Below are 12,851 nucleotides of genomic sequence, written 5' to 3' on the forward strand. Positions count from 1 at the left end.
GGAGGCGTCTTTGTACTTTGTTTGGGACTGACTCATTCACTGACAATCTTTTGGGACATCTCTAAATTGTGATCCAAACTACAGGGACGTCTTGGTGATATGACGGGCAATCATGCCGCCGTGGAGCCGTCCGGTTTCGATGAAAACTTCATTGGCATTGCTTCCGGATGCGGCAACTCCTGCGATAAAAAGACCAGGGACGGTTGTTTCCATAGTTTCCGGATTGTGGACAGGTGCTGTAGAAGCTTCGTTCATTAGGGCGCCAGCTTCCAGCAGCATGGTTCTGTCAGGGCGGAATCCGGTTAGAGCAAGAACAAAGTCATTATCGAGCTCCCGTTCGTTGCCATCATGTGCTATAGTGACTGTCCGTTGTCCGATCCGTACCACTTGGGAATTGAACAGCATAGTAATCCGGCCTTTATTTACCATAGCCTCAAACACGGGTAGTACCCAAGGCTTAATATTGGGTGAGTAAGCTCCCCTACGATATACTACTGTTACTTCGGCGCCAGCTCGCAGCAAGTCCATCGCCGCATCGATGGCGGAATTGTTGCCACCTATAATGGTCGTCCTTGTGCCGCTATAGGGATGTGCCTCACGGTAGTAATGCGTCACCTTGGGCAGCTCTTCTCCCGGTATACCGAGCAGATTAGGGTGATCGAAATAACCGGTAGCTACGACTACATTGCGGGCGTAAGCAATAGAGGCTTGTCTGAATTGATCAGACAGGCTTAACTCGAACGAGCCGTCAGCTTTTTTCTGTATCCGGTGAACCGTATGATAGGGCTTAATTCGGAGCTTGCTGCGCAATGCAGTATTCCGATAGTAATGCAGCGCTTCCAAGCGTGAAGGCTTCTCGTTTGGAGTTGTAAAGGGAATACCGCCAATTTCGAGAAGCTCGGGAGTGCTGAAAAATTGCATATAGGTCGGGTACAAATATATCGAATAGGCGACGCATTGCTTTTCGATGATTAATGGATGGACGCCCAGTTTTTCCAGTTCAATTGCTGTAGACAATCCACAGGGCCCGGCCCCGATTATAATTACTTCCTCCAAAAAAACACCTCGTTTGTCGATTACATTAAGGAGCCCATGCTCCTATGTAAATAGTAACCGATTCCTGTCAGGGATTCCACTTTTCCGTGTTTAAAGATCTTAAGGTTGATTACTTTTCGTGGGGTCTTGGTCTTTCTTCTTGCAAACATATACAAAAGCTGGAGGAACGTTAAGCAATACAAAATGGATCGTTTGGATATCAAAATGGCGGCTTAACTGCTTCTTCATTTGCAAGGAGTACTGAAAAGCGACAAATAATCCATTAGGTTTAAGAGAGGCTACAACCTGCTCCATTATTTCATCGCGAAGTCGCTGTGGGAAATTAGCGAAAGGAAGACCGCTTATTACGCAGTCCAAATGCTCAAGGCCCAGCTGCTGGACGGAGCTGCTCAAAGCTCTTGCTTCTGAGTACGTGGAATACTCGGGGTATTGCAGCGCCAATTGTTCGTTAAGATGGCTGTCCTTCTCAAATAATAGTACGCGAGTACCCTTAACGGCTGCATGGTTAATTGCTTCTGTAATGACACCCGTTCCAGCGCCTAACTCGGCCACACTACAGGTATCCTGCCAAGAGATGGCTTCAATCATTTTCTTTGCAAGAAACCGTGAGCTCGGGGTTACGCTGCCTATTGTTTTGGGAGTTCTAATAAATTTATATAAAAAAATCATTTTATCCAAGGCTGATGTTTGGTTTAAACTCAAACTAATTTCCCCCTTTTAACAATTATATTAATTCTATCATAGCGTATATACATTAAAACAACCTAATTTTTTTATAAAAAAATCCTTTTTATGGGATTTCTCATTCTATTTTTATATAAACTCTATCATGATTTTCTGTTATGATTCATAGAAATACTACTAGGATATGAAATGATGTACTACTCTAGAAGGAGGTTCTATCATGTCGGGGCGAAGCATGTTCACTTATTTGAAATCTATGAAATGGTTAGCAAAACCACGTTTCCAGCTCCTGTTGGCAGGATTTTTAATAGGCAATTTGATAGCCGTGTTTCTTACCGCACTACCGCCCTCATCTCCCTATTATTATCCCAAATATTATACATATCATGAAATGAAGGCATCCAATGGAGTCAAGCTTCATACGCTGAATACCGTCCCGCAAAATATTGCCTTAAAGCCGATAACGAGCAATGTAACCCTTACTGATGAAACAGGTATAAACGGGGGTTTTTTCTGGAATGGAGATTTACTCAGTATTGCGGTTGTAAATGATCAGCCACTCAAAGGACAACAGGAAGATTACGGCTCCGGCTGGTACAATATCGACTTGCCCAAAGGAACCTTGGTTTGGGACGAGATTACGAGACGGTTCACTGTACAAGTTGTACAAGACGCACATGAACTCAAGGTCACCGATAAACAGCATTACTGGGCTCAAGGAGGAATCAGCATGTCGCTGCAGGATGATTCTCATTGGGATTTGCAGGCAATTTCGGAGGATATGCCGGCCTTTGATGAGCAGCGGCTGCGATCGGGCGTTGTTTATGATAAACAGCAAACGATTTGGCTTATTGTAACCGATACTCCTAGCACAGCGGAGCAATTTCGAACAGCTGTAGTTGAGATGATTGGCAGAGGGAATGTTGTAGACGGTGTTTTTTTAGATGGAGACGGTTCTTCACAAATGCGGAGTATGCAAAAGCAATTAAAAGGCGATGCACGTGAAGTGTATCAAATGCTCGCTTTGAAGCAAAAATAAACTATCGTTTAATTAAAGCAAATAAATACATATGTAAAAATGAACGAATTCCTATAGCGAAAAAGGCGAGCTGCTGTCACATTTTCAGCAGTTTTTTTGCTGTCCGCGGCATAGGAATTTTAGAAAAAAAGGAAATGATTTGCAACTTTGTTGCTTTATAAAGCGTATAGGTAAGTGTAGTCATAATGTTTTCAGACGGAGGAACGCTCATGCTGGAGCTGTATTGGGGATTATTAATCACGGGAGTGCTGTTTGCAATTGTAACTGTAATTTTCGGTGATTTGCTAAGCAATGCGCTTGACGGCATGCTGGATTTTCTGTCAGGGGAACATTTGCATGCCTTTCAGCCGATGGTTCTTCTGAGTGCAATTACGGTTTGCGGAGGCGCAGGTATTTTGTTGACGCGATATACTTCAATGGGAACTTATGCTGTGTTGATGACAGCTATTCTAGTTTCTTTGGTTGTCGCGGTTCTAGTCTATTTTCTGTATATTAAGCCGATGGAAAACAGCGAGAACTCGCTAGCCTACTCCATGAAGGAGCTGGTTGGTAAAATCGCTGAGGTTTCTGTTCCGATACCGGCGCAGGGCTACGGGGAAGTGGTGGTTAAAGTGGGTGCAGGCAATACAAACCACATTGCTGCCAGCTTTGAACATGTAGATATCCAAACAGGAGCTAAAGTCGTTACTGTCGAAGTAGTGGATGGTACGCTTTACGTGGCTTGTTTAGATAAGCAGGTGTAAGTAAGAGTTCACCCAGAAATTGACTAACTTATAAAGGAGACATGTTGAATGCCGGATTCTTTGCTTATTCCCGCTATTGTGGTGGGGGTTATTATTGTGCTGGGGTTAGCCTTCTGGGCACGCTACAGAACGGTTAGTCCTGATGAAGCGATGATTGTGACGGGAGCGTTCCTGGGCTCAAGAAATGTAATGACCGATGAGTCAGGAAGAAGTATTAAGATTGTCCGTGGAGGTGGAGCGTTCATTCTGCCTATTTTCCAGCAATCCCAATTTTTATCCTTACTTTCCCATAAGCTGGATGTGTCCACACCTGAGGTTTATACCGAACAAGGAGTTCCAGTAATGGCTGACGGGGTCGCTATTATTAAAATTGGCGGTTCCGTGGAGGATGTCACAACGGCAGCCGAGCAGTTTATGGGCAAGCCAACCGAAGCGCTTAAGGGGGAAGCCCAGGAGGTGCTGGAGGGTCATTTGCGCGCAATTCTTGGCTCGATGACCGTCGAAGAGGTGTACCGCAACCGCGACAAATTTGCGCAGGAGGTCCAAGGGGTTGCTGCGAAGGATCTGAAGAAAATGGGATTGCAAATTGTCTCATTCACCATTAAGGATTTGCGCGACAAGCATGGCTATCTGGATGCGCTGGGCAAGCCGCGAATAGCTGCCGTCAAGCGTGACGCCGAGATAGCGGAAGCGCAAGCAGTGCGTGATGCGCGTGTGCAGAAGGCGCAGGCCGAGGAAGACGGGCAGAAGGCGGAGCTGCTGCGTGATACGAACATCGCGGAGGCGGGCAAGGATAAGGAGCTGAAGATAGCCTCCTTTAAGAGGGAGCAGGATCAGGCCAAAGCGGAAGCGGACCAGGCCTATCACATCCAGGAAGCACGCTCCAAACAAAGCGTGGTCGAGGAGCAGATGAAGGTCGAGATCGTGCGCAAGGAGCGGGAAATTGACCTGGAGGCGAAGGAGATTCTGCGCCGCGAGAAGCAATATGACTCCGAGGTCAAGAAGAAGGCGGACGCGGACCGTTACGCCGTCGAGCAGGCTGCGGAGGCGGATAAGGCGAAGCGTCTGCGCGAAGCCGATGCGATGCAGTACCGCATCGAGGCTGAAGCTAAGGCGATGGCCGAGCAGAAGCGCCTCAACGGGTTAGCTGAGGCGGACGCAGAGAGAGCCAAAGGTACGGCCGAGGCGGATGTCATCCGACTGCGCGGCTTGGCGGAAGCCGAAGCGAAGCAGAAGCTTGCCGAAGCATTCGAGAAGTTCGGCGAGGCAGCGGTGCTGGATATCATCGTCAAGATGCTACCGGAATTGGCGGGGAAAGTGGCAGAGCCGCTTAAATCCATCGATAAGATTACAGTGGTTGACACTGGACATGGAGAAGGTGCTGCGCGCTTAAGCAACTACGTAACTTCTTTAATGGCTACTGCGCCCGAAATGCTGAAAAGTGTAAGCGGAATTGACCTGGATAAGCTGGTTAAAGGTCTTATTAATCGTGGCGATGACAAGCCAACCAAGGCCCCGGCTCCACAAGCTGAAACCATCGTAACACCGTTGAAGCCGGAAGCATAATCAAATACATGATTCGAATAAATGAGCCTGGAGCGAAGCAATTGTTTCGTTTTCCAGGCTTATTTTTTTTGCAGCTTCGTAGTTTTCCTTTTTAACTATACCTCATCAGTCGCTTCCGAATCCATCATTTATCTCGTAAATTATATGAACAAAATGAGGTTTATGCGCAGTATTCAACTTATGGAAATAAGCTATTCGATAAAAACGGTTTGATGCTACAATGATTTTGCTCGAGACATTGAAAGCGCATTCAAGCTTATATAAAAATTTGGGAGGTCGTTTTATGATCCAATTATTGACTCGTCAATCTCTGAAAGTAGCTCTAACCGGTCTGCTAGCTGTAAGCCTTACTGCCTGTGCCAGCAATGCGCCCAAGACGGATGGTGCTGCCGCACCTAAAGCAAATGATGCACCTGCTGCAAGCGCATCCAAATATCCCGACAAGCCGATTTCTGTAGTTGCTCCGTCTGGAGCAGGCGGCGGCTGGGACTTAACGGCCAGAACGATAGCTAAAGTATTGACAGAAACTAAAGCCGTCAATAAACCAATTACAGTTGAGAACAAACCCGGTGGGGGAGGAGCAGTGTTTCTCGCCGAGTATGCAAGCGGTAAAAAGGATGATTATAAATTGTTCGTAAGCTCACCGCCCATTTTAATCAACAACTTGAAAAAAGAAGCTAACAGTCCATACGGCTATAAAAATTCAACGCCTTTGGCGCAGTTGACTAAAGATTTCGGAGCTATCGCTGTATCAGCGAATTCGAAATACAACGACCTGAAATCTTTATTGAACGATTTGAAAGCGGATCCTACGAAATTAACAATCGCAGGAGGCTCCGCTCCGGGCTCCATGGACCACTTGGTAGCCATTCTACCCGCGTATAAATTCGGCATCGATCCGAAAAAAGTGAAATACGTTTCATACGACGGCGGCGGCGAAGCGCTAACAGCGTTGCTTGGCGGTAATGTGGATGTAATTGGAACCGACGCTTCTTCCTTGGACCAATATGTAAAAGCGGGCAAAATCAAAGTGCTGGCAGTAGCTTCTGCACAACGGCTTGGAGGCAGCTTGAAAGACGTTCCGACTATGAAGGAACAGGGCGTGGACGCAGAATTCAATATTTGGCGCGGCATTTTCGGTCCTAAAGATATGAGTGCAGACGCCAAGAAATATTGGGACGATACTTTGAAAAAGCTTAACGAAAACGACGTATGGAAAAAAGAGCTGCAAGCGAACAATTGGGAAAGCGATTTTAAAAATTCGAATGATTTCAATACATTCCTTGGTCAGCAAGAAGTTATGATCAAAGACATGCTAACAGCATTAGGTATGCAGAAGTAAAGCTAGGCAACCACTATGAAAAACAAGGGAGAACAAAGCTTCTCCCTCGTTTTTATTAAGCAGGGAGGATTATCGTGAATAAAACATTTGACCGCTATGCCGGAATTGTATTCTTGGCCCTTGGATCATTGTTCGTGGTCGAAAGTCAAAAGATTACGGCAAGTGCCTATGGAAGTAACGTCGGATCGAACATATTTCCGCTAGGCTTGGGGATTTTCCTGGCACTGATGAGCGTTCGGCTTATATATGAGACGTTTCGATACAAAGATACCGGAAGGGATAAGGAGAAGCTGGATTACAAGAGATTCGGCATTATTTTCTCCGCAGCTGTATTATATGCGTATTTCCTTGAGGATATAGGATTTGTCATCGCTACCTTTTTGTTTCTAATGATCGGTTTTCAAACTATGCAAAGAGGGAAAATTTGGCCCTCCATTATTATTTCAGCATCATTTTCGTTTGGCGTTTACTATCTTTTTGTCCATGTCATGGATGGAACGCTCCCAGGATTTCCATCATGGTTAGGCTTAGAATAGGGGGTAGAACATGAGTACTATTGATTATTTGTTACATGGACTAAGCACTGCAATGCAATGGCATAACTTATTATTTGTTTTTTTCGGCGTATTAATCGGAACGGTTGTAGGAGTTCTGCCTGGTATCGGCCCCATGAGCGGGGTCGCACTTCTGATTCCTATTACTGCAACGATGACGTCTGGTTTAAGTCCTGAGGAATCGGCTACAAGCTCCATAATTTTGTTGGCCGGAGTTTATTATGGGGCGATGTACGGGGGCTCAACGACTTCGATTTTATTAAATACACCTGGGGAGTCCTCATCTGTAGTGACAACCCTGGACGGTTATCAAATGGCTAAACAGGGAAGGGCAGGAGCTGCGCTGGCCATCTCTGCAATCGGATCCTTCGTGGCTGGTATTGTGGCTATGGTCGGGCTTATTTTTCTGGCGAATCCTTTATCGGCAATTGCTATCAAGTTCGGTCCGGCCGAATATTTCTCTTTGATGCTGCTGGGACTTCTAGCTATAAGCGGTTTGGCTGGTAAGTCAATGACCAAAGCATTGATGATGACGGCCTTCGGACTCTTATTGGCAACAATAGGGATTGATAATGTTTCGGGCTCAGCGCGTTTTACTTATGATATTCCGGAATTATTTCAAGGCCTGGAATTTTTAACGGTTGCTGTCGGTATGTTTGCTTTGGGAGAAGTGTTCAAAACGATTTTGGAAAAAGATGAAAATGGCGAGGAAGTTGCTAAAATCACGAGGGTCATGCCGACCAAGAAAGACCTTAAAGACAGTGCAGGCCCAATTACAAGGGGCTCATTGCTTGGTTTTTGTATCGGTCTTCTGCCAGGGGCAGGAGCGATATTGGCGTCGTTCTTCTCCTACATTGTTGAGAAAAAAATCAGCAAAAATCCGGAGAAGTTTGGTAAAGGAGCCATTGAGGGTGTAGCTGCGCCGGAATCGGCTAACAACGCCGCGGCAGGCTCAGCGATGATCCCGCTGCTAACTCTTGGTATTCCCTCCTCAGGCACAACAGCAATCATGATGGGTGCTTTTATTATGTATAATATTCAGCCAGGTCCATTGTTATTTCAGGATCACCCGCAATTAGCGTGGGGTGTTATTGCCAGTATGTTTGTTGGAAACCTGATGCTTTTAATTCTTAACATGCCTATGGTTAGAGTATTTGCGAAAGTAATCGAAACGCCAGCTAAATATTTACTGCCATTAATTATTGTTTTTTCAGTGTTTGGTGTCTATGCCGTTCAGTACTCTACATTCGATTTGATGATGATTATGGGATGCGGAGTTGTAGGTTACTTCCTGTCAAAAAACGATTTTCCGTTAGCACCTCTAGTTTTGGGACTCATTCTGGGACCCATGATGGAGAACAATATGAGAAGAGCGTTAACTATTTCCAACGGAGACTTTATGATTTTCCTGCAAAAGCCGATATCTCTTGTTTTCCTCATTATTGGCCTTTTGTGGCTGGCTATACCGTTAATCCTGAAGATGAAAGGCAAAAAAGTACTTGTCAATGAGGAAGCATAACTATAATGCTGCCTGGCCCCGTCTCCGTTATGCTGCGGGGTCGGGTGTTTTCTTGTTATTGGGGTTCTGCTACAATGTTACCAACATCTAAGTGGGAGGAAATCCGGTGCGTCTGCAAACAAAGCTGATTCTGATCATCTGCTCCTTGTTATTTCTAGTAATTTCCTTGCTGTGGGCAGTGTTTCAATATATGCTGGTTAATGCACTTGAGGAGCAAACCGGCATACGTGCTTTGGCCGTTGCTGAAGCGTTTGCCGCTATGCCCGAAGTAAGCAAAGCATTCTCGGATCCGGATCCTTCCAAAGCCATTCAACCTATCGCCGAAACGGTGAGGGTAAAAACAGGAGCGGAGTATATTGTTGTCGGCAATCGCGAAGGTATTCGTTATTCCCATCCCTTAACGGACCGGATAGGCAAGGAAATGGTGGGAGGCGATAATGGTCCTGTGTTGGAAGGGCAATCCATCGTATCTGAAGCGATGGGCTCTCTGGGACTGTCGCTGCGCGGCAAAGCGCCTATTCGGGGGGATAATGGCGAGGTGATCGGGATCGTGTCCGTTGGCTATTTAATGGATGAGATTGAGAAACGGGATGATGATTACCAGCTGGAAGTAATGTTGATCTCCTTAGTTGCCTTAATTATAGGCAGCAGCGGAGCCATTATGATTTCACGGGGAGTTCGCCGCTCTATTCATGGACTTGAGCCCGAACAAATCGGTATGTTATATATGGAAAAGCAAGCGATTCTTGAATCGATCCGCGAGGGAATTCTATCAATTAACAGCAAAGGGTTTATTACGATGGCCAATAAGCAAACGCTGCGAATGCTGGGCCTACCAGAGGATACAGATATTACAGGCCGATTGATTGATGAAGTTGTCCCGACGACTCGTCTTCATGAGGTAATCCAGACGGGGGAATCTCAATTCGATCATGAGATGATCTTTGGCGAGCATGAAGTTATTGCCAATCGGGTACCTATTATGGATGAGCATCAGCAGGTTATAGGAGCAGTTTCGAGCTTCCGAAGCAAATCAGAGCTGTATCGGCTTGCAGAAGAGCTGTCCCAGGTTACCAGGTTTGCCGAGGGGCTTCGTGCTCAAACCCATGAATATTCTAACAAGCTGTATGTGATTTCCGGGTTGATTCAATTGGAATCATACCAAGAAGCTATAGAAATGATTACCCGTGAATCGGATGTGCATCAAAATTTAATCCAATTCATTATGCGAGAAATTCCCGATCCGGTTATCGGTGGATTATTAATAGGGAAATACAATCGCGCTCAAGAGTTGAAGCTGGTTTTGGAAATCGATAACGAAAGTACTTTTCGTGATGTTCCGGCAACAATTGATCGGGATATGCTAGTAACTATAATTGGCAATTTGATCGATAACGCAATGGAAGCCGTAATTGAATGCGAGCGGGCCGTGGAGAAAAAGGTTAAATTGTTTGTGACTGATGCCGGTAACGATCTGATTATTGAATGTGAGGACAGCGGCTGTGGAATTTCAGATGAGGTGGCCACACGTATTTATGAAAAAGGGTATTCGAGTAAACAAGGCGAGCGGCGCGGCATCGGGTTGGCGCTGGTCCGGCATGCCGTAGATAAGCTTGGAGGCTATATAACCCATCAACCAAGTGAACAAGGTGGAACTGTGTTTACAGTGGTGCTGCCCAAAATGTCGAAAGATCGGGAAGAGGAATCCTGAAATGACTAAAGAATTACATGACCTGATTCGAGTGTTAATTATTGAAGATGATGAACGAATTGCTGAAATTAACCGCCGATTTGTTGAGAAGGTCTCTGGCTTCACAGTAGTTGGAATAGCAACAGACAGGCCTCAGGCGATAACTCTTCTCGAAGTTCTTGAACCGGATTTGGTTCTTCTTGATATCTATTTTCCTGATGCTAACGGATTGGAGCTTCTCCAGCATATAAGACAGCTCGATCGTCAGCCTGATGTCATTATGATTACTGCAGCGAAGGAAGTGGATGCAGTAAGGGCGGCCATTCGCGGTGGTGTGTTTGATTTCATTATGAAGCCGCTTTTGTTTAATCGTTTGCAAGAAACACTGCTTCGTTTCAAGGAATACCATAGAACGTTGGAGAGGCTGCATACGGGACCAGGCCAAGTGAACCAGGATGAGGTTGACCAGCTTCTTCAGGGAACAAGCAAGAAGGAAGCCGTGATTACTTATTTACCCAAGGGGATTGATAAGTTGACACTTGATAAAGTAATTCAAGCCATGAATGACATTATTATTCCATTAACCGCGGAGCAGGCCGCAAGGCTTATTGGAGTGAGTCGTTCAACCGCTCGTCGTTATTTGGAGCATTTGGTGTCACAAGGCCAGCTGCGCGCTGATTTGTCCTATGGAGATGTGGGGCGTCCGGAGCGTGTATATAGAAAAATGTAAAGTTGCTCCCAGCCTTCTTTGGCCGGGAGCATTTTTTTTCCAGCGGATTAAGAAAGTACTAGAAAGATCGATTCAAACAGGCTATCATTGGAGGTGCACAGGTTAGTAGCTTACATAAAATACTAATTGAGATTGTTTTACTATTAGCAGAGAGGGATGAAGGGTCAGATGTCGGTAAATTTTTGTTCGTCCTGCGGTCATTCGATGGAAACACGCAGTATGGACGGCGTCGAACGGCGCGCATGCACAAATTGCACTTCGGTTCACTGGGGCAATTACAGCATTGGTGTAGGTGCTCTTGTTGTTAAGGACAATAAGGTTCTTCTTGTACGCCGTGCGCAAGAGCCCGGTAAGGGGAATTGGACAAATCCAGGCGGGTATATTGAGCAGTTGGAGCCGATAGAAGAGACCATCGTCCGGGAAGTTCTTGAGGAGGCTGGGGTACATGCCACAGTTAAAGGAATTGTGGCTGTGCGTGATCAGCCGCGTGCAATCCACAATGTTTACATTGCATTTGAAATGCAATATGTAAGTGGGGAACCCATTCCTGATGGCTACGAGGTGGATGAAGCGGGCTTCTTTTCACTAGAGGAAATGAAGTCGATGAAAGTGGCGAGTTTCACCCAATGGCTGGTAGATATCGCATTAAATGGTCAAAGTGACGGTTTGTTGGCGGACCGTGAACCCATCGTGCCTTCGCCAGGAAATGGCTTTTTCCGGATTCCTTAAGAAAAAAAATTTTTTACTATAGAGGAATTTGTCGCTCAATTCAGAATATAATAATACATTTGGTAAATTACTTATTTGTTTGAGCCTGGGTTGTCCTAATAGGGATGACCGGCTTCTTCAAATAAAGACCAATTACTCGCAGCAGTTTATTCTCGAAAGGAGTTGTGCAATGGTTACATTACCGAAAAAAAATGAGCTCGGTTTTTTTGAAATTCGACTGGAATCCATAGGGGGTCTTGGAGCCAATCTGGCCGGCAAAATGCTGGCAGAGGCCGGAGTCGTCGGTGCCGGGTTAAATGGAGTCAGCTTCTCGTCATATGGATCCGAGAAGAAGGGCTCAGCAGTTAAGGCTCATATCCGTTTTTGTGATATTAACACAAACATTCGCGATACATCGCCTGTTGAAAGACCTCATGTCGTAGGTATTTTTCACGAGTCTTTGTCCAAAACCGTCAATGTAGTCAGCGGTATTTATGAGGATAGCCTGGTGTTGGTCAATTCGACTAAATCTCCCGATGAATTGAAGGAGAAGCTGAAGATGAGAGGCGGCACAATCGCTGTTATCGATGCTATCGGAATTTCTCTGGAAGAGAAGAACCGGGTTAACATGGCTATGTTGGGTGCATTATTCCGGCTTTGTCCTTTCCTTGATCCTGAAATCATGAAGAACGTTATCCGTAAATCATTGGAGAAAAAGTATCCGCAAGCCGTGCAGCCGGCATTGAATACCTTTGAAAGGGGTTACAACGAAGTTAACTTTCAAACCTTCGTGCTTCCAGAGGGTGAAGAAATGCCATCCTTTATTCGTCAAGATACGCCTGTGCTTGGTTTTGCAACGCAACCAATGGGTGGTGTAATCGTAAATCCAGGGAACAGCATTCTAAAGGATTTAAGCATTTCACGTGCTGGGATGATGCCTAAATTCGAGGATGACAAGTGTATTCATTGTGCCGCTTGCGATAATGTATGTCCGGATTTCTGTTTTGTTTGGGACGAGCAAGCAGACAAGAAGGGCCGCCCGCAAATGTTTCTTCAAGGAATCGACTATCAGTATTGCAAAGGCTGTCTTAAGTGCGTGCAGGCCTGTCCAACGGAAGCACTCTCTAGTTTAAGAGAACCAGATGGTTACGCAGATGAACATCGTGTGCCGCACAGATTCGACTTAGCCGTAAAGTAAGAGCCCACAATTCTCAACAAAA

The 12,851-nt window shown here is 45.7% G+C and carries 12 protein-coding genes; 10 read left to right on the forward strand and 2 right to left on the reverse strand.

The annotated features are described in order from the left end of the window. Nucleotides 1–78: 78 nt before the first annotated feature. Nucleotides 79–1,056 (reverse strand): YpdA family putative bacillithiol disulfide reductase, encoded by a 978-nt coding sequence (locus ACFQ0C_RS23625; RefSeq protein WP_379370178.1) that lies wholly within the window; start codon nt 1,054–1,056, stop codon nt 79–81. Between the two features lie 99 nt (nt 1,057–1,155). Beyond that, on the reverse strand, nt 1,156–1,725 hold the full coding sequence (locus tag ACFQ0C_RS23630) for a class I SAM-dependent methyltransferase (RefSeq protein WP_379370316.1): 570 nt from the start codon (nt 1,723–1,725) through the stop codon (nt 1,156–1,158). A 235-nt stretch (nt 1,726–1,960) separates the two neighbouring features. Here ACFQ0C_RS23630 and ACFQ0C_RS23635 point away from each other — a divergent pair, with 235 nt between their 5' ends. The 10 genes from ACFQ0C_RS23635 (at nt 1,961) to ACFQ0C_RS23680 (ending at nt 12,829) form a co-directional block, all read left to right on the forward strand. After that, nucleotides 1,961–2,779 carry a phosphodiester glycosidase family protein gene (locus ACFQ0C_RS23635; RefSeq protein ID WP_379370180.1) on the forward strand — a complete coding sequence of 273 codons (819 nt, stop codon included), beginning with the start codon at nt 1,961–1,963 and terminating at the stop codon, nt 2,777–2,779. Between the two features lie 209 nt (nt 2,780–2,988). Continuing rightward, a complete protein-coding gene (locus ACFQ0C_RS23640; RefSeq protein ID WP_379370182.1) occupies nt 2,989–3,522 on the forward strand; it encodes an NfeD family membrane protein in 534 nt (177 codons plus the stop codon). 48 nt (nt 3,523–3,570) lie between these two features. Further along, nucleotides 3,571–5,088, forward strand: a complete 1,518-nt coding sequence (locus ACFQ0C_RS23645) for a flotillin lipid rafts scaffold protein FloT (protein ID WP_379370184.1) — start codon at nt 3,571–3,573, stop codon at nt 5,086–5,088. A gap of 283 nt (nt 5,089–5,371) precedes the next feature. Next, complete coding sequence (locus tag ACFQ0C_RS23650; protein ID WP_379370186.1) at nt 5,372–6,430, forward strand: Bug family tripartite tricarboxylate transporter substrate binding protein; 1,059 nt, start codon at nt 5,372–5,374, stop codon at nt 6,428–6,430. A gap of 74 nt (nt 6,431–6,504) precedes the next feature. Then, entirely contained in the window at nt 6,505–6,966 is a 462-nt protein-coding gene (locus tag ACFQ0C_RS23655; protein ID WP_379370188.1) for a tripartite tricarboxylate transporter TctB family protein, read from the forward strand. Between the two features lie 10 nt (nt 6,967–6,976). Beyond that, nucleotides 6,977–8,503 (forward strand): tripartite tricarboxylate transporter permease, encoded by a 1,527-nt coding sequence (locus ACFQ0C_RS23660; RefSeq protein WP_379370190.1) that lies wholly within the window; start codon nt 6,977–6,979, stop codon nt 8,501–8,503. Between the two features lie 106 nt (nt 8,504–8,609). Then, entirely contained in the window at nt 8,610–10,214 is a 1,605-nt protein-coding gene (locus ACFQ0C_RS23665) for an ATP-binding protein (RefSeq protein ID WP_379370192.1), read from the forward strand. A gap of 1 nt (nt 10,215) precedes the next feature. Then, a complete protein-coding gene (locus ACFQ0C_RS23670) occupies nt 10,216–10,923 on the forward strand; it encodes a response regulator (protein ID WP_379370194.1) in 708 nt (235 codons plus the stop codon). A 168-nt stretch (nt 10,924–11,091) separates the two neighbouring features. After that, nucleotides 11,092–11,652 carry an NUDIX hydrolase gene (locus tag ACFQ0C_RS23675; protein ID WP_258213341.1) on the forward strand — a complete coding sequence of 187 codons (561 nt, stop codon included), beginning with the start codon at nt 11,092–11,094 and terminating at the stop codon, nt 11,650–11,652. A gap of 169 nt (nt 11,653–11,821) precedes the next feature. Then, complete coding sequence (locus ACFQ0C_RS23680) at nt 11,822–12,829, forward strand: 2-oxoacid:acceptor oxidoreductase family protein (RefSeq protein ID WP_258213340.1); 1,008 nt, start codon at nt 11,822–11,824, stop codon at nt 12,827–12,829. Nucleotides 12,830–12,851 lie beyond the last annotated feature (22 nt).

The organism is Paenibacillus sp. GCM10027630 (assembly GCF_042676305.1).
In the GTDB taxonomy this organism is placed as follows: Bacteria; Bacillota; Bacilli; order Paenibacillales; family NBRC-103111; genus Paenibacillus_S.